At 71.5% G+C, this 22,672-nt stretch carries 23 protein-coding genes; 9 read left to right on the top strand and 14 right to left on the bottom strand.

The window, feature by feature from the left end:
• Positions 1–36: 36 nt before the first annotated feature.
• The 3 genes from ABEA24_RS49435 to ABEA24_RS49425 all read right to left on the bottom strand — a co-directional run bounded on the left by ABEA24_RS49435 (position 37) and on the right by ABEA24_RS49425 (position 3,071).
• Complete coding sequence (locus ABEA24_RS49435) at positions 37–927, bottom strand: ABC transporter permease (RefSeq protein ID WP_345442808.1); 891 nt, start codon at positions 925–927, stop codon at positions 37–39.
• Positions 924–1,913 carry an ABC transporter permease gene (locus ABEA24_RS49430; RefSeq protein ID WP_345442806.1) on the bottom strand — a complete coding sequence of 330 codons (990 nt, stop codon included), beginning with the start codon at positions 1,911–1,913 and terminating at the stop codon, positions 924–926. Before ABEA24_RS49430 ends, ABEA24_RS49435 begins: the two co-directional genes overlap by 4 nt.
• 270 nt (positions 1,914–2,183) lie before the next feature.
• Positions 2,184–3,071, bottom strand: a complete 888-nt coding sequence (locus ABEA24_RS49425; protein ID WP_345442804.1) for an NmrA family NAD(P)-binding protein — start codon at positions 3,069–3,071, stop codon at positions 2,184–2,186.
• Positions 3,072–3,268: 197 nt separating this feature from the next.
• Between ABEA24_RS49425 and ABEA24_RS49420 the strand changes: the two genes are divergently transcribed.
• On the top strand, positions 3,269–3,718 hold the full coding sequence (locus ABEA24_RS49420; protein WP_345442834.1) for a MarR family winged helix-turn-helix transcriptional regulator: 450 nt from the start codon (positions 3,269–3,271) through the stop codon (positions 3,716–3,718).
• Positions 3,719–3,735: 17 nt separating this feature from the next.
• Here ABEA24_RS49420 and ABEA24_RS49415 read toward each other — a convergent pair whose 3' ends face one another.
• On the bottom strand, positions 3,736–4,647 hold the full coding sequence (locus ABEA24_RS49415) for a hypothetical protein (RefSeq protein ID WP_345442802.1): 912 nt from the start codon (positions 4,645–4,647) through the stop codon (positions 3,736–3,738).
• Between the two features lie 378 nt (positions 4,648–5,025).
• Between ABEA24_RS49415 and ABEA24_RS49410 the strand changes: the two genes are divergently transcribed.
• Positions 5,026–5,382, top strand: coding sequence for a hypothetical protein (locus ABEA24_RS49410; RefSeq protein WP_345442800.1), 357 nt, complete (start codon positions 5,026–5,028; stop codon positions 5,380–5,382).
• 38 nt (positions 5,383–5,420) lie between these two features.
• On the opposite strand, the gene ABEA24_RS49405 is transcribed toward ABEA24_RS49410, so the two are convergent.
• The 5 genes from ABEA24_RS49405 to ABEA24_RS49385 all read right to left on the bottom strand — a co-directional run bounded on the left by ABEA24_RS49405 (position 5,421) and on the right by ABEA24_RS49385 (position 11,492).
• The gene (locus ABEA24_RS49405; protein WP_345442798.1) at positions 5,421–6,491 is read right to left on the bottom strand and encodes an enolase C-terminal domain-like protein; all 1,071 of its coding nucleotides are present in this window, start codon (positions 6,489–6,491) and stop codon (positions 5,421–5,423) included.
• The gene (locus ABEA24_RS49400) at positions 6,488–9,370 is read right to left on the bottom strand and encodes an FAD-binding and (Fe-S)-binding domain-containing protein (protein WP_345442796.1); all 2,883 of its coding nucleotides are present in this window, start codon (positions 9,368–9,370) and stop codon (positions 6,488–6,490) included. The genes ABEA24_RS49405 and ABEA24_RS49400 overlap by 4 nt, the downstream gene beginning before the upstream one ends.
• Positions 9,371–9,589: 219 nt before the next feature.
• Positions 9,590–9,751, bottom strand: a complete 162-nt coding sequence (locus ABEA24_RS49395) for a hypothetical protein (RefSeq protein ID WP_345442794.1) — start codon at positions 9,749–9,751, stop codon at positions 9,590–9,592.
• A gap of 73 nt (positions 9,752–9,824) precedes the next feature.
• On the bottom strand, positions 9,825–10,562 hold the full coding sequence (locus ABEA24_RS49390; RefSeq protein ID WP_345442792.1) for a GAF domain-containing protein: 738 nt from the start codon (positions 10,560–10,562) through the stop codon (positions 9,825–9,827).
• Positions 10,563–10,802: 240 nt separating this feature from the next.
• On the bottom strand, positions 10,803–11,492 hold the full coding sequence (locus tag ABEA24_RS49385) for a universal stress protein (protein WP_345442790.1): 690 nt from the start codon (positions 11,490–11,492) through the stop codon (positions 10,803–10,805).
• Positions 11,493–11,806: 314 nt separating this feature from the next.
• Between ABEA24_RS49385 and ABEA24_RS49380 the strand changes: the two genes are divergently transcribed.
• Positions 11,807–12,022 carry a V-type ATP synthase subunit F gene (locus ABEA24_RS49380; RefSeq protein ID WP_345442788.1) on the top strand — a complete coding sequence of 72 codons (216 nt, stop codon included), beginning with the start codon at positions 11,807–11,809 and terminating at the stop codon, positions 12,020–12,022.
• A 72-nt stretch (positions 12,023–12,094) separates the two neighbouring features.
• The gene (locus ABEA24_RS49375) at positions 12,095–12,838 is read left to right on the top strand and encodes an HAD family hydrolase (RefSeq protein WP_345442786.1); all 744 of its coding nucleotides are present in this window, start codon (positions 12,095–12,097) and stop codon (positions 12,836–12,838) included.
• 67 nt (positions 12,839–12,905) lie between these two features.
• Here ABEA24_RS49375 and ABEA24_RS49370 read toward each other — a convergent pair whose 3' ends face one another.
• Entirely contained in the window at positions 12,906–13,772 is an 867-nt protein-coding gene (locus ABEA24_RS49370; protein ID WP_345442784.1) for a universal stress protein, read from the bottom strand.
• 274 nt (positions 13,773–14,046) lie between these two features.
• On the opposite strand from ABEA24_RS49370, the gene ABEA24_RS49365 reads away from it, so the two are divergent.
• Positions 14,047–14,634, top strand: coding sequence for an Rv1733c family protein (locus ABEA24_RS49365; protein ID WP_345442782.1), 588 nt, complete (start codon positions 14,047–14,049; stop codon positions 14,632–14,634).
• A 59-nt stretch (positions 14,635–14,693) separates the two neighbouring features.
• Here the strand turns inward: ABEA24_RS49365 and ABEA24_RS49360 are convergent, their stop codons facing one another.
• Together ABEA24_RS49360 and ABEA24_RS49355 are read right to left on the bottom strand one after the other, a co-directional pair.
• Positions 14,694–15,692: an Acg family FMN-binding oxidoreductase gene (locus ABEA24_RS49360; RefSeq protein WP_345442780.1), complete on the bottom strand. Its 999-nt coding sequence runs from the start codon at positions 15,690–15,692 to the stop codon at positions 14,694–14,696.
• A gap of 48 nt (positions 15,693–15,740) precedes the next feature.
• Complete coding sequence (locus tag ABEA24_RS49355) at positions 15,741–16,604, bottom strand: universal stress protein (protein ID WP_345442778.1); 864 nt, start codon at positions 16,602–16,604, stop codon at positions 15,741–15,743.
• Between the two features lie 789 nt (positions 16,605–17,393).
• Here ABEA24_RS49355 and ABEA24_RS49350 point away from each other — a divergent pair.
• Both ABEA24_RS49350 and ABEA24_RS49345 read left to right on the top strand, forming a co-directional pair.
• On the top strand, positions 17,394–17,615 hold the full coding sequence (locus tag ABEA24_RS49350) for a hypothetical protein (protein WP_345442776.1): 222 nt from the start codon (positions 17,394–17,396) through the stop codon (positions 17,613–17,615).
• A 226-nt stretch (positions 17,616–17,841) separates the two neighbouring features.
• Entirely contained in the window at positions 17,842–18,363 is a 522-nt protein-coding gene (locus ABEA24_RS49345; RefSeq protein WP_345442774.1) for a hypothetical protein, read from the top strand.
• 188 nt (positions 18,364–18,551) lie between these two features.
• On the opposite strand, the gene ABEA24_RS49340 is transcribed toward ABEA24_RS49345, so the two are convergent.
• Positions 18,552–19,046, bottom strand: a complete 495-nt coding sequence (locus ABEA24_RS49340) for a VanZ family protein (RefSeq protein WP_345442772.1) — start codon at positions 19,044–19,046, stop codon at positions 18,552–18,554.
• Positions 19,047–19,168: 122 nt separating this feature from the next.
• On the opposite strand from ABEA24_RS49340, the gene ABEA24_RS49335 reads away from it, so the two are divergent.
• On the top strand, positions 19,169–20,224 hold the full coding sequence (locus tag ABEA24_RS49335) for an NAD(P)H-dependent flavin oxidoreductase (protein ID WP_345442770.1): 1,056 nt from the start codon (positions 19,169–19,171) through the stop codon (positions 20,222–20,224).
• 74 nt (positions 20,225–20,298) lie between these two features.
• Here ABEA24_RS49335 and ABEA24_RS49330 read toward each other — a convergent pair whose 3' ends face one another.
• Positions 20,299–20,685: a hypothetical protein gene (locus tag ABEA24_RS49330; protein WP_345442768.1), complete on the bottom strand. Its 387-nt coding sequence runs from the start codon at positions 20,683–20,685 to the stop codon at positions 20,299–20,301.
• Positions 20,686–20,766: 81 nt separating this feature from the next.
• On the opposite strand from ABEA24_RS49330, the gene recQ reads away from it, so the two are divergent.
• Entirely contained in the window at positions 20,767–22,614 is a 1,848-nt protein-coding gene (gene recQ, locus ABEA24_RS49325; RefSeq protein ID WP_345442766.1) for a DNA helicase RecQ, read from the top strand.
• The last annotated feature ends 58 nt before the right edge of the window (positions 22,615–22,672 follow it).

The raw sequence follows: 22,672 nt of genomic DNA, 5'->3' as shown, positions 1-22,672 counted from the left end.
AGCGATTGGTCGCCGGCGCCGTGCGGGGCGCGCCGGTCAGACGACAGAGCGGCGTGAGGTCGCGAAGCCTTCGCCGATGAGTCCCCAGCCGATCGAGGACAACAGCAGGGCCCCGCCGGCGCCGAGGACCAGCCACGGGGAGTCCGTCAGGTAGTTCTGGGATTCGGCGATCATCCGTCCCCAGCTCGGCGTCGGCGGCTGAACGCCGAGGCCGAGGTAGCTCAGCGCCGACTCCAGCAGGATGACGATGGCCGCCGAGTTCGCGAGCTGGACCATCATCAGGGGAAAGACGTTCGGCAACAGGTGCTTCACGACGATCGTGGAGGACCGCACACCGGAGATCCGCGCGGACAGAACGAATTCCAGCTCGCGGAGTTCGAGGCACCGCGCCCGGACGATCCGCGCGAAGTGCGGAAGCGACACGATCGACAGCACCGCGATCAGGGTCGTCATCGAGGACGAGAAGACCGTCACCGCCGCCAGCCCGAGCAGGAGCGACGGGAACGACAGCAGAAGGTCGACGCCGCCCATCAGCAGCGCATCGAGCCAACGACCGCCGACACCCGCCGCGAACCCGACGGCCGAACCGGCCACCAGCGCCAGCACCGAACCCGCCAGCGCGATCGACAGCGACGTGCGCCCGGCGACGCACAGCCGGACGAAGTAGTCCCGGCCCAGGTCGTCCGTGCCCAGCCAGTTGGTCCCGTTGGGGGCGGCGAAGGGCTTCCCGGCGACCTCACTCGGGGAGAACGGCCGGATCAGGGGCGCCACGTACGCGAGGGCGAACATCAGCACGAGGAGGCCGAGACCGACGGCGACTCCGGCGCTGATTCGGGCGCCCCGCCGCCGGGCGCGAGCGGCGGACGCGTTCTCGGGGGATTCGTTCGTGTCCGCGGGCGCGTCGGACAACACCGGCGACTCGCTCATCGCGATTCACCTACTCTGGGATCGATCAGCGGGTGGATCAGGTCGACCACGAGGTTCATCACGATGTACACGAGTCCGAGCAGCAGGATGCAGGCCTGCGTCACCGAGTAGTCCTTCTGCATCAGCGAGTTCACCGTGAGCTGGCCGATGCCCGGGATGGCGAAGACGTTCTCGATCAGGATGGAGTTGCCGACCAGGCCGGCCAGCTGCAGTCCGGCCACCGTGACCACGGGGCCCGACGCGTTCCGCAGACCGTGCCGGAGTGTCGCCTGCAGACGCGTCGCCCCGGTCGCCAGCGCGGTGCGGAGGTAGTCCTGTTCGTAGACCTCGATCATCGAGGTGCGCATGAACCGGCACAGCGTCGCGCCGAGGGGAAGCCCCAGTGCGAGCGCCGGCAGGACCGTGCTCTGCAGGTTCCGCGCCGGCTGGTCCGAGAACGGGACGAATCCAACGCTCGGCCAGCTCGGCACGGCGATCGAGGCCACCAGGACCAGACAGACACCGAAGACGAACACCGGAGTCGCCAGTCCCAGGAAGGCGGCGCCGCGGGCCAACCGGTCGAAGGTCCGGCCCTGGCGGAGGGCCGCGATCGTGCCGGCGGGCACACCCCACAGGATCGACACGACCGTCGCGGCCAAGGCCAGCTCCAGGGTGTTCGGGAGTCGCTGCTTGATGAGCTGGAGCACCGGCAGTCCGTTGTAGACCGAGACCCCGAAGTCCCCGTGAAGGAGCCTGCCGAGCCACAGCAGGTACTGCTCGGTCAGCGGACGGTTGAGCCCGAGATCCTGGGCCAGCCGTGCCCGCGTCGCCGCGTCGGAGTACGGGCCGGCCAGAACGTCGGCCGGATTCCCGGGGAGCAGCCGGACGAGCCCGAAGGCGACGATCGACAACACGAACAGAACGGCGAGCCCGCGAAGAACCCGCCGGGCGATGAACGCTGTCAACGGTGGCAGGGCGATCGCCCGCCCGACCAGTCCCGCAGCCACGGAACGATGGCTGGGTGGGCCCAGCCCGGTCGCGTGCATCCGCAGACCTCCTCGTCGGGGTTACGTACTAAGTACGTGATATTGGGCGGTACCCTGCCCAGACGGAAGGCTGCGGCCAAGCGACTCGTCCCGCTCAGCGGACCGGCGCGTTCATGCAGGCAGCACGGCTGCCGCCCGGACTGAGGCGGGCGCGCCGAGCCCGCCGACCCTCGCTTGACGGCGATGAGTGTTTCTGGTGACTCCCGGGCCGGCCGGGACCGGGATGGCCGGTCAGCGGTTGTTCCAGCGTTCCCGGCCGTCGTAGTACTGCTTGTTACGTTCGATGAAGGCCTCGACGGTGAGTGGCTCGACGCCGGTGAGGGTGCGGACGGTGTCGTTGGTACCGGCGAAGATCCCGTTGCGGTAATCGACCGCGACGTTGATCAGGTGCTGGACGAAGTGGGGGTCCAGGCCGCGCTGTTCGAGTTCGGACCGGAACTCCTCGATCTCGATCGGCACATAGGTGACCTGTCGGCCCAGGGTGTGGGTCATCGCTTCGGCGATCTGGTGGTGGTCGAGCTCGACCGGGCCGTAGAGCGGATAGATCTTTCCGGCGTGCGGCTGGGGATCCTCCAGAATCGCGGCGATCACTCGTCCCTGGTCTTCGGCGGCGATAGGGGCGTGGCGTGCGTCGGCGAAGGGCAGTCGGAGTTCGCCGGTCGTCTCGTCCCAGAAGTTGATCAGCCATTCGGCGAAGAACGTGGGCCGGATGTGGGTCACCGTCCCGCTGAAGTGGTCCAGAAGGCGTTCGGCGATCCAGTGTTGGCGGGCGGCGTTGCTGGCGGCGTCGCGCCGGGCCGAGATCTGCGACATGTTGACGATCGCGCCGACGCCGTTCTCTTCGGCCGCCTGCAACAGCGTGGCGGTGGCCTCGATCAGGCCCGGGGCGATCGGATAGGTGAGGTAGATCGCGTCGATGCCCTTGGCGGCCCGGGTCACGGCGTCGAGGTCCAGGAGGTCTCCGACGACGACCTCGGCGCCGGCGGCGGCGAGCCGGTCGGAGCGCTCATCGGTGCGGTGAACCAGCGCGCGTACGTGGTGGCCGTGCGCGAGGAGCGTGGCCGCGGCGGATGCGCCGGTCTTGCCGGTGGCGCCGGTGATGAGGATGTGGCGTGCCATGACGAGGTCCCTTCCGAGGTGGGGTGGCTGGAGCCACCGACCGGTGCAACGCACCCAGATAGGGGCATATGCCCGTTATGATTAAGGGCACATGCCCTCAAATTTAGAAATAACGGGTGCGGCGCTCGTTGTTGCCCCCCGCGCAGGTGCACGCAGCTCCTGCGGGGCAGTGAAGGATCAGGTGTGGGTCAGTGAACATGCGGACGGTGCGGCCACCGGTTTCGGCGACGCGGGCGTGCTACGCCACGACGCTGCGCAAGGCGTCACGGCGCCTGACGGCGCTGTATGACGACGTGTTGGCGCCCACGGGTCTCCGGTCGACCCAGTACGCCATTCTGAGCGAACTTGCCGATGGCGAGCCGGTCACCATCAACGAGCTGGCCCGTGCGCTCGTGCTGGATCGCTCGGGGCTTGGTCACTCGTTGCGCCCGTTGCAGCGCGATGGCCTGGTCCGGCTGGACAAAGACCTCGCAGATCGACGCAGCGTGAACGTCACACTCACCGAAGAGGGACGCCGACGGTATGAACAGGCGTTCGTGTTGTGGCGATCGGCTCAGGACCGGGTCGCCGAGGTGCTCGGCACGTCAGTGGCCGATGAGCTGCGCGACCAGCTGAACGGGGTCGCCGAGGATGATCGGCTGACCTAGGGGGTGTCCGGCCCCGCTCACCCTCGCATGACGGAGTGGAGCTGGTCGCGGGCGTCGCGCATCTCCGGCACGCCGGCCCAGCGGCCGGACATCCGGTAGACGCTCTCGATGTGGGTGGTGACCCGCGCGGACGACACGAGTGGCGCGATCCGGGCCAGCGTGGTCATCCGGACGGCCGCCAGGGACGGGTCGTCCGACCGCAGCGCCGCCTCGACCTCCCACGCCTGGTAGGCGACGGCGAGGAGAGCGGAGCACTGGCCGCTGAGGCGCACGGCCTCGGCGATGGTGGCCCGGGCGACGTCGTACTCCCGCATGCCGAGCAGCGCCACCCCGACGTTCCCCAGCATGTCGGCCGTCTCGTACGCGGGCAGCCCCTGGACGGTCAGGGCCTCCTCGAGGACCTCTCGTGCCGTGCGTTCCCGCCCGGGCAGTAGGGCGAGCGAGCGGCCGAGGCGCAGCCGCAGCCACGCCTCGCGCGCCGGCGGCAGGTCGCCGAGCCGCAGGCCCCGCCGCGCGTACATCGCGCCGCGGTCGCCGCGCCGCTGGTCGATGTTGACGCGGCTGAGCGTGCTGTACGCGTCGGCCTGGGCGCGGACGCTGCCGGAGCGGCGGGCCAGTTCGAGGGCGAACACGCCGGTCCGCTCGGCCGCCGGGTAGCGCCGTGAGTCGTAGAGGACGCGTGCGGCCTCACCGGCCAGGTCGGAGGAGGCCTCCTGGAGCGCACGGTCGGAGCCGTTGACCGCCGGGCCGACCTTCCGGAGATGCCGCAGCGCCGTGGCGACGACCGGGGTGCCGCCCTGCTGGTAACGGTCGTGCGCGAGCCGTTCGGCGAGGTGCCGGACGTAACCCGGGTCCTGATAGGGGCCGACCTTCGGGGAGGGGACGAATGTGATTGATGCGGCCGTCACGACGAACTCTCTGCGCCTCACGGGATCGTCCTCCGAAATGGGCGATATGCGTACCTCCCAACCTACGCGGCTCAGAAGTCGTTCCGTTCGTCCGATTCCCGGGTCGCGAATCCCGCGCGACGCCTGGGACACCCAGCTCTGAGATACGCCCAGCTCGCGGGCCAGATCCAGTTGTGACCAGCCGCGCCGGCCCATGATCGATCGAAGTGCCTCAGGGAGGCCGTGACCGTCCATATTCGGAGAGTAGTGCGTATCGCACTCGCCCGCTACCGCCCTCACCGATCAGCATGCATCATTTCCAACAAAGGGCTGGACTTGCCGAAACAGTCTCATTGACCAGCTGAAACAGCAGGTGTCGACGGCCTGTTCGAAGACCGGCGATTCCGGAAGGGAACAGCGATGGGCGCACGCCCCACTCCCCACCGCGAAGCGCTCGAACACGCGCTCCGCACGCTCGCCGACGAGGTGACCGGGCTCGGGCTGCACGCCACGATCACCGGGCCCCTGACCCTGTCGGTGCGCGGCGACGCACCGGCGCCCGACCTCGGCGACGGCGTCGCCCACCTCTTCGAGCCGGCAGCGCCGCTCAGCCAGTCCGTCACGATCGAGTCCCGCGGGGGCCGGTTGTGGTGGTGCTGGGTGTGGACCGACGCCGAGCGCGGCGGCCACGACTCCGAGCCGATCCTGCCGGTGGAGGAGGTCGACGAGGTGGCGCGGCGCATCCGCACCGTCGTCGCCCTGCCGTCCGCCACCTGACCGGACGCATGACTCGGCTTCCCTGACCGGGTTCCGGCTCAGCGGACGCGGTAGCGCTCGGCGTCGGCCCGTTTGAACTCCAGGCCGAGGCCGGCGGCGTCGTCGCGCGGGCGGATGGAGCCGCCCTTGGGCGACAGCGCGCCGTCGAAGAGCATCGACTCGATCCGTACCTGGTCGTGGAACCACTCGATGTGGCGGGCGTTCGGGATCGCGGCCATGACGGCCGCGTGCAGGTGCGGCGCGCAGTGCGCGGACAGGTCCTTGCCGTGCGCGCGGGCCAGGCCGGCGACGCGGAGGAACTCGGTGATGCCGCCGACCCGGGTGACGTCGGCCTGCGGGCAGTCGACGGCGTCGATGATCCTGGCGAAGTACGGCAGGTCATAGCCGTACTCCCCGGCGGCCACCTCGCAGTCGACGGCCGCACGGACCTCCCGCAGGCCGGGCAGGTCGTCCGAGGAGACGGGCTCCTCGAACCACCGCAGGTCGACGTCGGCGGCCTGCCGGGCGACGCGGATCGCCTGTTTGGCGGAGTACGCGCCGTTGGCGTCGGCGTACAGCTCCACGCCGCCACCGAGGATCTCGCGGGCGAGCTCAAGGCGCCGCAGGTCGCGGCTCTCCCGGGTCCCCCACGCCTCACCGATCTTGATCTTGACGCGGGGGATGCCGAGATCCCCGGCCCAGCGCCCGAGCTGCTCCCGGGTCCGGGCCGCGTCATAGGTGGTGAAGCCGCCGGAGCCGTACACCGGCACCTCGCTGCGGACGGCGCCGAGGAGCCGGTGCAGCGGGAGCCCGAACGTCCGGGCCCGCAGGTCCCACAGCGCGCAGTCGACCGCGGAGATCGCCATCGAGCAGATCCCCGGCCGCCCGGCGTCGCGGACCGCCCGGCACATCGCCTCGTGCGACGCCGGGACGTCCTCGCTCACCACCGGCGCCAGCTCCGAGGTCACCACGTCGGCGATCGCGGCCGGGCCGTACGTCCAGCCGATGCCGTGGCGGCCGTTCGCCCGCGCCTCGACGAGCACCATCGTCGTCGACGTCCACTCGAGCGTGCCGTCCGCCTCGGGGCCGTCGGTCGGGATCGTGTACGCGGCCGCGTAGAGCCCGATCACGTGAGCACCTCCGCCAGGAGTTCGGCGAGGTGGACCGGCCGGGCCGGGGTCCGCTGCTCGATCTGGGTCCGGCAGGAGAACCCGTCGGCGAGGATCCGGGTGCCGTCCGCGGCGTTCCGTACGGCGGGCAGCACGCCGAGCTCGCCGACGTCGACCGACACGTCGTAGTGCCCGCGTTCGAAGCCGAAGTTGCCGGCGAGGCCGCAGCAGCCCTCGTCGAGGACCTCCGCCTCGATACCGACGCGCTTCAGCAGCTCGCGGTCGGCGTCGAACCCCCAGATGGCGTGTTGGTGGCAGTGCGGCTGGGCGATCGCGTGGATCCCGGTCCCGGGCGACGGCGCCGTGACGAACCCGGAGGCCCGGTCCAGCAGGAACTCCGACAGCGAGTGCGTCTGCTTCGCGAGCCGCTCGACGTCCTCCGACACCGGCTCCCCGGACAGCAGTTCGGGCGCGTCGGAGCGGAAGACGGCCGAGCAGCTGGGCTCCAGGCCGATGACGGGCACACCGCGGCGGAGCCGTGGCGCGAGGGCGCGGACGGTGCGCCGCAGCACGCGGGCGGCCACGCCGAGCTGGCCGGTGGAGATCCAGGTCAGCCCGCAGCACAGCGGGACGGGCGGCACCTCGACGCGGAACCCGGCCGCCTCCAGCACTCGTACGGCGGCCTTGCCCGCGTCCGGGTGGAAGTTGTTCGTGAACGTGTCCGGCCACAGCACCACCGGTTCGCCGTCCCCCTGCGAGCCCCGCCGGGCGAACCAGTCGGTGAAGCGCTCGGACGCGAAGGAGGGCAGGTCGCGGTGGCGGTCGATGCCGCCGGCCCGCTTGACGGCACGGTTCAGGCCCTTGGCGTGCGTCAGGGCGTTCACCGCGCGCGGCGCGGCCGACGCCATCCGGGCCCACAGCGGCAGCCAGCCCATCGAGTAGTGCGCGAGCGGCCGGGGCCGCCACCGGTAGTGGTGGGACAGGAACTCGGCCTTGTAGGTCGCCATGTCCACGTTGACGGGGCACTCGCCGCGGCAGCCCTTGCACGCCAGGCACAGGTCGAGGGCGTCGTGCACCTCGTCCGACCGCCAGCCGTCGGTGATCACGTCGCCGCGCATCATCTCCATGAGGATGCGTGCGCGGCCGCGGGTGGAGTGCTCCTCCTCGCGGGTGACCCGGTAGCTCGGGCACATCACGCCGCCCGAGGAGGACCGGCACTTGCCGATGCCGACGCAGCGGGCGGCGGCGTGGGTGAACCGGTGATGGTCCTTCGGGTACGAGAAGTGGGTCCGGGGCTCGGCGGGGTCGTAGCCGAGGTGGTCGAGGTTCTGGTCGAGCCGGTACACGCGCCCGCCGGGCGGGGCGGCGACCTTGCCCGGGTTCATCCGGTCGTCGGCGTCGAAGATCTGCTTGTAGCGGCCGAACAGCTCGACGATCTCGGTCCCGAACATGATCGGCAGGAGTTCGGCCCGGGACTGGCCGTCGCCGTGCTCGCCGGACAGCGACCCACCGTAGGAGGCCACCAGGCGGGCGGCCTGCTCGGCGAACCGGCGGTACTTGGCCACCCCGTCGGGGTCCTCCAGGTCGAAGGCGATGCGGGTGTGCACGCAGCCCTGGCCGAAGTGCCCGTACAGCGAGGTCCGCCCGTAGTCGAACTCGTCCAGCAGCTTCCGGAAGTCGCGCAGGTAGTCGCCGAGGCGGTCCGGCGGGACGGCGGCGTCCTCCCAGCCCTCATGGGTGTCGGGATGGCCCGGCGGGTACGCGGTCGCGCCGAGCCCCGCCTCGCGGATCCTCCACAGGCGCTCCTCTTCGGCGGGGTCGTCCATGAAGACCACGTGCGGGTCGTGCTCGGTCCCCCGCAGTTCCTTGATCATCCGTTCGGCGCGAGAGTCGGCCTCCTCCCGTGTGTCGCCGCCGAACCGGACCATCAGCCAGCCCGACCCCTCGGGCAGTCCCTCGAGGGCGTCCTTGCCCGCGACGTTCTCGGCGCGGGCGACGTCGACCAGCGTCTCGTCCAGTCCCTCGAGCGCCAGCGGCCGGTGACTCGCGACCCTGGTCACCGCGTCGCCCGCCCGGAAGATGTCGGGATACCCCATGACGGCGAGCGTCTGGTACTTCGCCACCGGGAACAGCTCGATCTCCGCCTGCAGCACGGTGACCAGCGTGGACTCGCTGCCCACGAGCGCCCGCGCCACGTTGAAGCCCTTCTCCGGGAGCAGGGAGTCGAGGTTGTAGCCGGACACCCGGCGCGGGATGTCGGGGTACCGGGTGCGGATCAGGGCCATGTTCTCGTCGCGCAGCTCGCGCATCGCCCGGTAGATCTCCGCGCGGCGGCCGCCGTCGGCGAGGATCTTCTCGTACTCCTCGTCGGAGGTCTCCCCGACCCACATCCGCACGCCGTCGTAGGTGAGCACCTCCAGGCGGATCACCGAGTCGGCCATCTTGCCGTACGCCTGAGCCGAGGCGCCGCACGAGTTGTTGCCGATCATCCCGCCGATCGTGCACGTGTCGTGGGTGGACGGTTTCGGCCCGACATGCAGGCCGTGGGGCTTCAGGCGGTCGTTCAGGTCGTCCAGGCAGATGCCCGGCTCCACCAGCGCCCGCCGCCGGGTCTCGTCCAGCCAGACCAGCCGATTGCAGTACTTCGACCAGTCGATGACCACGCCTTCGTTGCAGCACTGTCCCGCCAGGCTCGTCCCCCCGCCCCGCGAGAGCACCGGCGCCCCGTGGTCGCGGCACACCCGGACCGCCTCGACGGCGGCCTCGACGCTGTGGGGCACCACGACCCCGATCGGCGGCTGCCGGTAGTTGGACGAGTCGTGCGCGTACGCCGCGCGTGAGCCCGCATCGAACCGGACCTCCCCGTCGACCCGCGCCTCGAGATCTCGCTGAAGGCTCATATGAGTCCGCTTACCCGCCGGGCAGGTTTCAACCCGTGCGCCGGGAACCGCACCTTAGGTAGGCACACGAGGAGATGACGGAGCTGGTCCATCGCTGAACGCGCGGGCGGACGCCCGGCTCGAGGAGCACGCCGTCCCCGGACTGAACCGGAAGCGGTTTCCGGCTTCAACATGACGACGCGGGCTCCGGATGGGGCCCGCGTCGCTCATCTCGGTCGGTCAGCCGTGCTCCACGCGGCCGTTCCGGTGCGGCCGGCCCTCGACCTCGCGTTTCAGCTCTCGCTCGGCCCGTTGCCGAGCCTCCTCGAAGTAACGCTTGGGGTCGCGGATCATGCGCTCCGACCGATCGTCGGAGTCCTGCACGACGATGTCGTCAGCCATAGCCAACTCCCTCCCTATCCGCAAGTGTGTGTGGGGCCACGGCAAAGGTCAATTTGGATCAATACCTAATGTGTTATCGGCCAAGGCGCAGCAGGCCCTCCTCTGGGGCGCCGACGGCGAGCGCGTCCGCGAGGAGGCCGGCCAGCAGCCGTACGAACGGCACCTCCGCCTCAGTCACCCCGGCGACGTCGATCGCGTCCACCGTCAGCATCCCGAACGCCCGCTGCCCGGCGACCACCGGCACCGCGATGAAGGACCGATACCCGTGCTGCGCCGAGCCGTGCCACCCCGGCGGCGGGTCGGTCTCCACGTCCAGCGCCACGGCGTGCTGGTTGTGCCGGATCATCGCGAAGGCCGAGTCGCCCACGGGCGTGCCCTCCTCGAAGATCGTCACGGGTTCGTCCGCGCGCCCGGCGTACTGCGTCGGCACCAGCCTGCGCGGTTTCCCATCGTCCAGGCGGAACCAGCAGGCGCGGACGCGCTGGCCGTCGAGGAGGTGCGCCGCAGAGTCCAGGATCATCGGGACGGTCGCCTCCCGCAGGTTGCTCCGCTCCTGGCGGTTCGTGGCGGTGGCGACGCGTCCGAGCTGCCGGACGATCGGGTCGAGCGCGTCGTTCAGCGTGACCCGCATCTCGACGGCGGCCTCGATCGCCGCCTGCTCGGCCTCCTTGCGCAGGCGTTCCTTGCGGATCTGCTCGTACCCGGGGACCGCGGCGCCCATCACGCTCATCACGATGCTGAGCACGATCCACCAGGGTTTGAGCGAGCCGCCCTCGCCCGCCTCGGCGCCGGCCAGGGCGACCAGGCCCACGGAGGCGACGCTGACCGCCGTGGTCAGATAGATACGCCGGACAGGACGATTTCGTCTGGGAGGAAGCCGCACCCACCGCAGAGTAGGGGATCTTCGAGGGATTCGCTTGACCGGGCGTCATGACTTCGGTCATATCGCCGGGTTCGACCCGGGTCTCTGGCCGCAGGCGGCCAAGGTCGCCGGCCATCCGACCACGCCTTTGACGGTACGGATGGCGCGACCGCCCTGACGGCGGCGGGATCATCCGACGGGCGCGCGGACCACGGCAACCGGGCAGTGCGCCCGGTGCACGACGGCCTGGCTGACGGAGCCGAGGAGCATGCCGCTCAGACCGGCGCGGCCCCGCGAGCCGACCGCGAGGAGCTCCGCGCCGGCGGACTCCTCGATCAGCACCGCGCTCGCCATGCCGACCCGGACGACCGCCCGGACGTCCCGCGGCGGGACCGCGACCCGCGCGAGCATGGCCTCGGCCGCGTCCCGGTCCTCTTCTCGTTCCACGGCGTGGACGAGGGTGAGGCCGCAGCCGCGGTCGTCCGCCTCGGCGACGGCGAAGCCGATCGCCGCCTCCGACAGCCCGGTGCCGTCCACGCCGACGACCACGCGGCCGGCGGACGGACCGGGCACGTCGCCCGGCAGGCCGGGACGTACGACGACCACCGGAACGTCCGCGCGTACGGCCACCTCCATCGCGGTCGAGCCGGCGGCGAGGCCGGACATGGCCAGGAACCCGGTCGAGCCGACGACGATCAGGGCGGCGTCGGCGGCCTCGGCGAGCAGCCGGTCCGGGTCACGCCGCGGCAGCACCCGGACGACGGCGTTCCGCCGGCCTGCCTCCTCGATCGCCCAGGTCACGGCCTCGTCTCCGGAGGGTGTTCCGTCGACGTAGGCGATGACGGGCCCCGCCTCCGCCGGGACGCCGGCGCCGCTCATCGCCGTGCCCCGAGATCGGTTCCCCCGGCGCCCATGCCGTTCCTCCCGCGTGCCGCTCGATCGGCCTCGAAGTCTCCGGATCGGCGAGGCGAGGGCGAGCGCCGCCAGACGGGACGGGGGTCCCGTACGTGACCCACTACTTCATTTCCACCTTTTGCCCGGCTATGTGGGCCCAACGTCCTCTTTTCCGGAGCCGGGAGCCCCTCCCCCGCCCCCCTGCACGCCCGGAACATGGTGATGCGTCCCGTTACGGCCCACACCCCCCGAACGCGTGACCACGGCGATTAAGGGAAAACCAGAGAGAAAGGCATGACATGGCCAAAATCGCGATCATCGGGGAAGGGGCCAAGGTGACGCGCTTCGGGCTCACCGGAGCGATCGTCCTGCCCGCCGAGGAGCCGGAGGCCGTCCGCGCCGCCTGGCGCTCCCTGGGCACCGACGTCGCCATCGTCGTCCTCACCTCGCGGGCGGCCCGCAGCCTGGACGGTGAGACGTCCTCGTGGCCGCTCACCGTCGTGATGCCGCCATGATCACGCCGATCACGCGTCGCGGATGGGCGGTCGTGAAGCGTGCCGAAGGAGAGCACGAGAAAGGCAACGCCCATGCGGACCACATCCCACGAGTGCGTACTCAGCGGGGACATCACGGCGGTGATCTTCGGCGTGGACGGCGTCCTCGTCGACACCTCCCAGGCCGCGGCCTCGGCCTGGAAGGCCGTCCTCGACCCGTTCCTGCGCTCGCACGCCGCCGTGTACGAGACGCAGTGCCGGTACTTCGACGCGGTCACCGACTACCGGCGGTACATGCAGGGCCGGACCCGGCTGGACGGCGTACGGCAGTATCTGGCGACCTGCGAGATCCCCCTGTGCTACGACGCCCTGCGCGGCCTGACCGCGCGCCATGAGGAGCTCTTCCTCACGGCCGTCCGGCGGCGCGGGGTCGAGGCCTTCGCCTCGACCGTCACGGTGCTCCACGCGGTGCGCCTGCGCGGACTCCATACGGCGGCCGTGTCCGCGACCCGGTACGCCGCCGAACTGCTCAGGAGAGCGGGCCTGGCAGGCCTGTTCGACGTCCGGCTGGACGGGCTGGACGCATCCGGATGGTGCCTTCCGGCCGCGTCGGACCTCGGCCTGATCCGGCTTGCCGCAGGGCGGATGCGGACCCCTCCCGCACGGACCGCCGTCGTCGAGGAGAGCCTCACCGCGGTCCAGGCCGCGCGGCACGGCGGCTTCGGCCTCGTCATCGGCGTCGACCGGGGCGGGCGCTCGTTGATCCTGCCCGAGTACGGAGCGGACCGGGTCATCACGGATCTGTCCGACCTCCGGATCGGCGAGCCCGTCGCCTAGTGGGGGCTACCGGGTCGGCCTCGGTGCCTGGTGGCTGCCGGTGGGTGAGCCCTCTCGTGACGCGCGGTCATCTGCGCGGCCGTACGATCGCGACCGAGCAGGGGGCGTGGAAGAGCACGGCCTGGCTCACCGACCCCAGGCGAAGCCCCGTGACCCCGCCGAGCCCGCGGTCCCCCACGACGAGGAGGCCGGCGTCGGCGGCCGCCTCCAGCAGGGCGTGCCGCGGAGTCCGCATCACGATCCGCGTCTCGGTCTCGACGTAGGGGTACTTCTCCCGCCACGGCGACACCGTCCGCTCCAGCCGGGCGGCGCTGAGCATCCGGAGCTGTTCGGGATCGCGCAACATCCCCATCTCGGCGGAGGCGATCGCCTCCGCCTCCCAGCACGCGTACACCGCGCGTACGGTCCGGCCGCGCAGCGCCGCCTCCTCGTACGCGAATGCCAGGGCGGCCTCCGCGCTCGTGGACCCGTCCACGCCCACGACGACCGGGCTGCCGGCCCCCGGATCCCGGCGTATCACCATCACCGGGCAGTGCCCGTACGCGGCCAGCTGCAGGGCCGTCGAGCCCGCGCCGAGCCCGGCGAACCCGCCCCGCCCGTGCGAGCCGACGATCGCGAGAGCGGCGTTCTCCGACTCCTCGATGAGGATCGCCGAGGCCGGGCCGGCCGCGAAGCGCGGACGCACCGTCAGCGTGGGGCAGATCCGGCGGGCCACGAACACGCCGTGGTCAAGAGTGTGTCTTCCCATCTTCCGCACCGTCTCCAGCGCCTCCGGCCCCGAAGGCGGGACCGGGTACGGCCAGTGCCAGGCGTGACAGACGGTGAGCGAGAGCCTCCGGGTCCGCGCCTCCTCGACCGCCCGGCGCAGCGCGCGCTCGGCCCCCGCGGAGCCGTCGAATCCCACCAGGACGTAACTGCCGTCGAAGGATCTCATCGGATCTTCCCCCCGCTCTCCGCCGGGTGTGAGGGCCCCTGTTCCCTCGCACCCGGCGGCCTCCCCCCGTCAGGGTCGGGAACCCGCGGGCCGGCGCGAACACCGGCTCTCCCGGCCTACTTGAAGCCAACCGCGCCGGGCCTTCCGCGAGGAGAGGCCAAAGCCCGCGGAGGGGAAGGACTCTCGGACCTTCAGGCCAGGACCAGAGACCCTCCCCAATTTCATGCAAGGACGCCTAACCTGCGGGTAGAGGTGGCCGTGATGGAGGTGTCCCATGCGTGCACTCACGATCCAGGTGCTGGGCTGCGTCCGTTACCTGCGCCCAGACCGCAACCCCCTGCGGCGCCCGGTCGACCGTGTCCATGCGCGGCTCGTGGCCGCGCTGGCGGCGGTGTTCCTCGTCACGGGCGTGATCTCCGCTCTCCTCATGATCCACTTCGTCGGCGGCGCCGGACTGCGGGCCGAACACCATCAGGCACGGACCCGCCACCAGGTCGACGCCCTGGTCACCGCGACCGGCCCGGCGGCCTCCAGGAACGGCATCGGCCAGGAGACGCGGCTCCGCTGGCAGGACCGGACGGGCCAGGTCCACACGGGTACGGTCGTGCCCTCCGGCGACGACCGCGCCGGCGCCCATCGCCGGGTCTGGATCAACCAGGCGGGCCACCTGACCGCCCGGCCCCGCACGCACGCGCAGACGCTGACCGACACGACCCTGGCCGTGTTCGCGGCTCTCACCTCGCTGACGATCCTGCACGCCGGCGTGTACACCGCCGTCAACCGCCGCCTCGAACGCCGGCGGATGGTGCTGTGGGAGGACGCGTGGGCCGCCACCGCACCCCGCTGGACCGGCCGCTCCTGACCACCCGCCGCCTGGACGTTCCGGTCCGGCCTGCCGGACGGGTTCGAGCGGTTCGCCGGTCACAGGTCGTCCGCCACGATGTCGGCGGCGGCGGGCCGCCGGGCACCGGCGAACTCGGCGTCGGCCATCCCCAAGCGCATGATCATCTGTGGGTACGTCGCGTCGCAGAAGCGCGTTCGGATGAACTCCCGCAACTCCGGCACCTCGAGCACCTGTGTGTGGAACGCGGCCGACACGTCGTCCTCGGCGGCCCGCAGCAGCACTCGCTGGAGGGCCTGTCCGGCCCGGAGCCAGTCGGTACGGCCGTCCCCGGCGGTCGTCAGCAGGGCGACGACCCCGGTGGCCTCCCGTGGTTCCCCGCCGGTCATGCCCCAGCCCTGGCCGCGCGCGAAGTCCCGCTCGGCGACGTGCGGCTCGGTGTCGTCCGGGTCTCGTGGACAGGCCTCCTCGTGGACGGCGTCCGGCCGCTCGCTCCCCGGGGGAGGCGCCCAGCGGGCGACCTCCGCGACGTACGCCGGGTCCATTCGCTGCACCTGCTCGGCCGCGTCGGACAGCGCGGCGAGCGCGACGCGCATGCGAGGGTCGGCCACGATGCGCAGCGAGACGTGCTCGGCGCAGGCGTCCGCCCGCAGGGCCTGCAGGAGCCCGACCGGCATCGCGCTGGCCCGGAAGCCGCCGCGGTGCGTACGCCGCCGTTCGACCTGCTCGTACAGCTGCCGATCCTCGTCGGTGACGGGCTGCGGCGGCCCCAGGCTCACGTCGGCGATCAGTCCCGGCCGGTCGGGGTCGGACGCCATGCGCACCTCCGGCCGGCGTCCGAGGCGGCGGACGGCGAGCCGGAGCGTGAACAGCGCGGCGCCGCAGCTGATCAGCATCTCCCTGCCGTGCGGATCCACGACGTTCAGGCAGCGGTCGGTGTCGGCGTGCAGCGTCACCGTCTCGCCGTGGGTGTCGAACCACCAGGGCCGGGTGTCGTGCGCCGAAGGCGCCCACACCGCGGCCTCGACGAGCCGCTGCAGGACCTCGCCGCGCTCCGGGGTGTCCGGGGGTTCGATCATGTCTCCTCCTGTGGTCACGGCGGGGGCGTGCTCGGGGAGCGGCGGGACTCAGGGCACGTTCGGCACGACGGCCAGCGGGCAGTGCGCCCGGTGCAGCAGCGCGTGTGAGACCGAGCCGAGCAGCAGCCCCGTGAAGCCGCCCCTGCCGCGGGTCCCCACGACCAGCAGATCCGCCTGGGCGGAGGCGCCCGCGAGCACGCGCGCCGGGCGGCCGTGCACGACCTCCGAGACCGCGTCAACGGCGGGGAACTTCTCCCGCCAGGCGACGAGGGACTCCTCGAGCCTCCGGAGTTCCTCTCCGGCGACGATCTGCGGGTCGTACACCAGGGGCTGCATGTCGCCCGGACCGGCCGACGCCGGGTGCGACCACACGTGCACCACCCGCAGCCGCGCCCCCCGCAGCGCCGCTTCCTCGAACGCGAAGCCGATCGCGGGTTCCCCGGCCGCCACGGTGTCCACCCCGACCGCCACTTCGCGCCGCACCGCGGGTTCCAGTCCCCGTACCACCACGGTCGGAACCCGCGCGTGCGAGACGACCTGGAGTGTCGTGGACCCCAGCAGGAGGCCCGCGGCGGGGCCGGTCCCGTGGCCGCCCAGTACGATCACGGCCGCGTCTTCGCGGCCCAGGAGCGCCCGTGCCGCCGGCCCCGGCACGAGTTCGCCCTCCACCGCCACGTCCGGGTCGCGCTCCCGCGCGGCCGCCACGGCCGCGTCGACGACCTGGCCACCCGTCGACAGCAGCCACGTCCGTACGGTGGCGAAGCGGGGATCGACCGGCGTGTCGTACAGCCATGGCGCGGCGGCGTGCAGGATCCGCAGCGGCAGGCCGCGACGGCTCGCCGCCTCGGCCGCCCAGACCACGGCGGCCGTGGCGCTGTCCGATCCGTCCGTTCCCACGAGGACCACGTTCATGATCACCGTCTCCTCCCGGCGTCGAGGCGGCCGGCTCAGATCCCACCTTCAGGACATCCGGGCGGAGAGGGGCTCCCCAGGGGCGAAAGGTCCTCGACACCCTCCGTTGGTCCCGGATGCCGGTCGGAGCGGCGACGGCCGATCCTGCCGGCCCCAGAGGCCGCTCCAGAGCACCGGCGGCCCCGGTAAGCGTCCCGGCAGTCTCCAGGCCGCTCCGGAACGCCGGCGGCGGCCGGGCCGCCCCCGCATCGGGACGTGGCGGGAACTCCGTTGGCCTTCCATGGCCGGCCGAAACCCGGCGCATGAGGATTCCATTGTGCGGGCCCTCAGAACCCTTTCCCGTCCGTTGCGGGTCGATTAATCGCCTCATGCCGCAATATGCCCTTGATTAATGGACCACGGAAGCGAGCGAGTCCCTGAGAAGGAGCGGCGGACGATATCCCCACGGCGGGTGGCCAGAACTTCGCAACGCATTGGCGCGCCCGACGGCCGCACCTTGGGCCACAGCGACACAGACCGGCACCGACCTGGTCACACGCGCACACACCGTCGGCCGACCTCGCACGGAGACCCGGCACCCTCGGGACTAAAGTGGCCATATTCGTGCATTAAAGTCAAGACATGAGCTATGGCGAATGAGAGTCAATTATCGGCATATCTCGGCCGATGCTGTTGATTCTCGCCGACTGACCATGTGGTGTTGTTTGTGGCGATCGGACCCGAATAGTCCAATTGCCTGGCGTGGACGATCATGGCACGCCACGGTCCGACCCAAGGAGGTTGCTTCAAATGAGGATTCCGAAGCGGACGGCGCTCGCCATCTCTGGCCTGGCCTTTGCGGGAGCGACCGCCCTCACGATGGGCGCCGCGACGCCGGCGAGCGCCCAGACGGTGCGCAGCGCCCCTCAGCACTCGGTCACCCTCAGCCACTGGGCCGGCTGTGGCTCGTGGGGCGGCTGCGGCGGCTGGTGGGGCGGCTTTGACGACTGCTGGGACGACTGCTGGTGCTGAGTCTCTGACAGTCGCCAGAAGACCGGTGAGCGCGCCCGCGAGGCGGGCGCCACCGGCGAGAGGCCTCGTACCGATGTGATGGTACGAGGCCTCTTCTTGCGCACTTTCACACACAAAACGTGAAACTTACTCACTAGTAAGTTGACGGGTGTTACGGGCTTGTTACAGATAAGTAAGAGGCCCGGTCAGACCTCCCCCGCACCGGCCGGGCCGGAAGGAGTCCCCCATGAGCAAGTCCCTGGGCCGGCGCGCGGCCACCGCCGCCACGGTCATCGCGCTCGGCGGCCTCGGCGTCGTCGCGGCACAGGCGCCGGCGAGCGCCTCCACCTTCACCGGCTCGTACACCTGCAACTCGATCCTCGGGACGCAGAACATCACGGTCAACGGGACCGCCACCGCGTCGCCCAACCCGACGACGGTGGGCACCTCGACCCACTTCACGGCCCACATCGCGACGAGCCTGTCGTCGCCCCTGGCGATCAACTCCTGGAGCGCCACCCTGACCGCCAACGTGAGCGGGGCGCAGACCGCGTCCTTCCAGGCCACCGGGTCCGGCGGCTCGATCCCCGCGAACCAGGCCATCGCCGCCGACGTCGCGGGTGACTGGACCCCGACCGCGGCGGGAACCGACCAGATCTCGGGCGGCAACGTCTCGATCAAGGCGAACGTCGTGCTCGTCGGCAACATCACGGCCACGTGCACCCCGAACAGCCCGATTCCCGTCGCCGAGACGCTCACGGTGAACTGATCCGGCCGGGCGGCCTCGCGATCATCGACGCGGGGCCGCCCCGGTCAGCCCTCGGACGACCCGCTGCTCGAGAGGAACGGCTCCCCGCCGGGGCCCGCGTCGCTCACCGGCTCCGGCAGCGCACGGAAGATCAGCAGGCAGGTGTCGTCCTCGCGGACGCCACTAACGAACTCGCCTTCCGGAATCCCTCAACCGGGATGTGCCCAGCGCGCGAGCCTCCGGCCCACCAGGAGATAGGCAAGGGCCGCGCCGGCCGTGTTGAGAATCACATCGTCGATGTCGAACGTACGTCCCGTGATCAGCAGACCCTGGACCGCCTCGATCCCCAAGGAGATCACCGCCGCCGCCAGGGTCAGGCGGACCAGGCCGCGAAGACCGGAGAACAGGACGGGCAGCAGCACACCGAGCGGCATCAGCAGCGCCAGGTTGCCGCCGATCTCCAGGACCGCCTCCTTGACGCTCGGCCGGTCCAGGTAGAACCGCAGGGTGGCCCCCGGGTGAGGGTTGTCGTGGACCTGACTTCCGGCTCCCGGCACCGGGCGCAGCGTCAGCCGGGCGAGCGCGACGGCGAACACCACGGCCGCGGCGAGCGCCACGAGGACCCACAGCCACCGGACGAGCCGTGTGAGGAGAGACCGCGAGGCCTGATGTTCCGTACGGCGCCGCTTCGCGACGAACAGCATCTGCGCCTTTCCCAGGGCCGAGCGAACGGGGGACGGCGCACCGATACCCGCACGACGGTCGGATATTCGCCGCCGGGACCACTCCCGTACGATGGTTCGTTGACCGAACCCAAGGAGGACGGATGATCCTCGGCGAACTGCCCGTGCCGATCGTGCTGGCGCCGCTGGCCGGAGGCCCGTCCACCCCGCGGCTCACCGCGGCGGTCAGTGAGGCGGGCGGGCTGGGCTTTCTCGCCGCCGGCTATCTCACCGCCGACGCCCTGCGGACCCGCCTCGACGAGACGCACGCGCTGACCCGCCGCCCCATCGGCGTCAACCTCTTCGTCCCCGGCCGTCCGACGGCGCCCGAGACCGTCGCGCGGTACTCCGCCGGGCTCGCCGACGAGGCGGCACGTGTCGGCGCGCCGCTCGGCGAGCCCCGCTTCGAGGACGACGACTGGCGACCCAAGCTCGACCTCCTGACGGAGACACCCGTCGCCGTCGTCTCGTTCACCTTCGGCTGCCCTGCCCCCGACGTGATCGAGCGCCTGCACGGGGTCGGCAGCGAGGTGTGGGTGACGGTCACGCGGGAGGACGAGGCCGTCCATGCGGTCGGAGCGGGCGCCGACGCGCTCGTCGTCCAGGGCGCCGAGGCCGGAGGGCACCGGGCCGCCTTCGTCGACGATCCCGGCGACCGCGCCGATGGAATCGGCCTACTGTCCCTGCTGCAGCTCGTACGGCACGCGGTCGGCGTCCCGCTGGTGGCCACCGGGGGCATCGCGACCGGGGCCGGCGTCGCGGCGGTGCTGGCGGCCGGGGCGTCGGCGGCGCAGCTCGGCACCGCGTTCCTGCGCTGTCCGGAGGCCGGTACCGTTCCCGTGCACCGGCAGGCCGTGGCCTCTTCCGTCCCGACCGCGATGACGCGGGCGTTCACCGGCCGCCTCGCACGCGGCGTCCGCAACCGCTTCCTCGACGAGCACAGCGACGACGCGCCCGTCGCCTACCCCGAGATCCACCACGTCACCGCGCCGCTGCGGAAGGCCGCGCGCGCCGCGGGCGACCTCGACCTGGTGAACCTCTGGGCCGGCCAGGCGCACACGCTCGCCCGGGAGGTGCCCGCCGGCGAGCTCGTCGGCATCCTCGCCAAGGAGACCGACGCGGCGCTGACGGCCGCGACGGCGCGCCTGCGCCGGCCTTAGGCCGCCTTCGCCGCCCGACGGGACGAGTGGTCGGCGTGCGCGGATTTCGGCCGCCTTGCGGGCCTGGGCGGGCCTTAGGCGGCGCGCCGGTCCTCGACGTGGACGACGCGCAGTTCGTGCCCGTCCTGGTCCCGCTTGCCTCGCCCGTACAGCCCGATCTCCAGGTCGGAGGGCTCGCCGTCGCCGGACAGCTCTTCAGGCGCGACGTAGGTCAGGACGTCGTTGTGGTGGCCGTACACCACCCAGCCCGGTCCCGGGTCGAGGGTGATGGTTCCGAAGTCACCGGCCGGGGTGCCCCCATGCACGGGGCCGTACTCCCGGAGGATCTCCGTGGCCTGGGCGGCGAGATCTCCGGCGGGCTCCATCAGGATCACGCAGGTCCCGTTGGCGAACAGCACCCACGACTTGTGGTCGCCGATGATGATGCGCTGCCACGTCTCCACCAGCTCGGGAACGTCCATAGGGAGATCATTCCACCTCGGTCGTCCACAGCCCGCGGGTTTCCGGGCCCGGGCCGGCGTGGTTCCTCATAGGGTGGCGGAATGGCTTCCCCCCGAACCGACCTCCCGGTGAGCGAGGCGTCCGAGGTCCTGCGGCGTGTCTTCGGCTACGAGGAGTTCCGGGACGGCCAGCAGGAGATCATCGAGCATGTCATCGCCGGTGGCGACGCGCTCGTGCTCATGCCGACCGGCGGCGGGAAGTCGCTGTGCTACCAGATCCCGGCGCTCGTCCGGAAGGGCGTCGGCGTCGTGGTCTCCCCCCTCATCGCGCTGATGCAGGACCAGGTCGACGCGTTGCGGGCCGTCGGCGTGCGGGCCTGGTTCCTCAACTCCACCCAGGACCCGGACGAGCGGCGCGCGGTGGAGGCGGCGTTCTCGGCGGGCGAGCTGGACCTGCTCTACCTCGCGCCGGAGCGGCTGCGCCTGGAGTCGACGCTGCGGCTGCTGGACGGCGCCGACGTCTCGCTGTTCGCCATCGACGAGGCGCACTGCGTGGCGCAGTGGGGGCACGACTTCCGGCCGGACTACCTGGCGCTGTCGGTGCTGCACGAGCGCCGCCCCGACGTGCCCCGCATCGCGCTGACCGCCACCGCCACCCCGGCGACGCACCAGGAGATCGCGGCCCGGCTGCGTCTGGAGGACGCCCACCACTTCGTCGCGAGCTTCGACCGGCCCAACATCCAGTACCGCATCGCGCCGAAGAAGGAGCCCAAACGGCAGCTGCTGGATCTGCTGCGCACCGAGCACCCCGGCGACGCCGGCATCGTCTACTGCCTGTCCCGCGCCTCGGTGGAGAAGATCGCCGCCTTCCTCGTGGAGAACGGCGTCACCGCGCTGCCGTACCACGCGGGGCTCGACCCGGCCACTCGCGCGGCGAACCAGGCGCGGTTCCTGCGGGAGGACGGCGTGGTGATGGTCGCCACCATCGCGTTCGGCATGGGCATCGACAAGCCCGACGTGCGCTTCGTCGCCCACCTCGACCTGCCCAAGTCTCTCGAGGGCTACTACCAGGAGACCGGCCGCGCCGGACGCGACGGCCTGCCCTCCACCGCCTGGCTCGCGTACGGCCTGCAGGACGTCGTCCAGCAGCGTCGGCTCATCGATACGTCCGAGGGAGACGCCACGCACCGGCGCAGGCTCGCCTCCCACCTCGACGCGATGCTGGCGCTGTGCGAGACCGTGGAGTGCCGTCGCGTCCAGATCCTCGGCTACTTCGGCCAGGAGGGCACCGCGTGCGGCAACTGCGACACCTGCCTGTCACCGACGGAGTCGTGGGACGGCACGGTCGCCGCGCAGAAGGTCCTGTCGACGGTCGTACGGCTGCTGCGCGAGCGGCGTCAGAAGTTCGGCGCGGGTCACATCGTCGACATCCTGCTCGGCAAGAAGACCCCGAAGATCATCCAGCACGACCACGACACCCTGACGGTGTTCGGGATCGGCACCGAGCTGAGCGACGTGGAGTGGCGCGGCGTCGTCCGCCAACTCCTGGCCCAGGGCCTGCTGGCCGTCGAGGGCGACTACGGCACGCTCGTGCTCACCGACGCGAGCGCGGCCGTGCTCCGCGGCGAGCGGCAGATCCGCATGCGGCGCGACCCCGTGCGTACTGCGCCCAAGGCGGCCAAGGCCTCCAAGACCCGCACCGCCACCGCCGACCTGCCGGAGGAGGCCCTTCCCGTCTTCGAGCAGCTGCGCGCCTGGCGCGCGGCCACCGCCAAGGAGCAGGGCGTCCCCGCGTACGTCATCTTCCATGACGCGACGCTCCGCGAGATCGCCACCCGCTCGCCGACGTCCCTCGCCGAGCTGTCCTCCGTCAGCGGTGTCGGCGAGAGCAAGCTCGCCAAGTACGGCCAGCAGGTCCTCGACACCCTGGCCGCGCCGCCGCCCGCCTGACCTGCACCGCCTGCCCGCGTTCGGCCGCCCCTCACCTCGTACGCCGCACGGGACCGGC

This window comes from Actinoallomurus vinaceus, assembly GCF_039542055.1.
Lineage (GTDB): Bacteria > Actinomycetota > Actinomycetes > Streptosporangiales > Streptosporangiaceae > Actinoallomurus > Actinoallomurus vinaceus.
The sequence above is the reverse complement of the archived record's forward strand: the minus strand, read 5'-3'. Positions and strand labels throughout refer to the sequence as shown.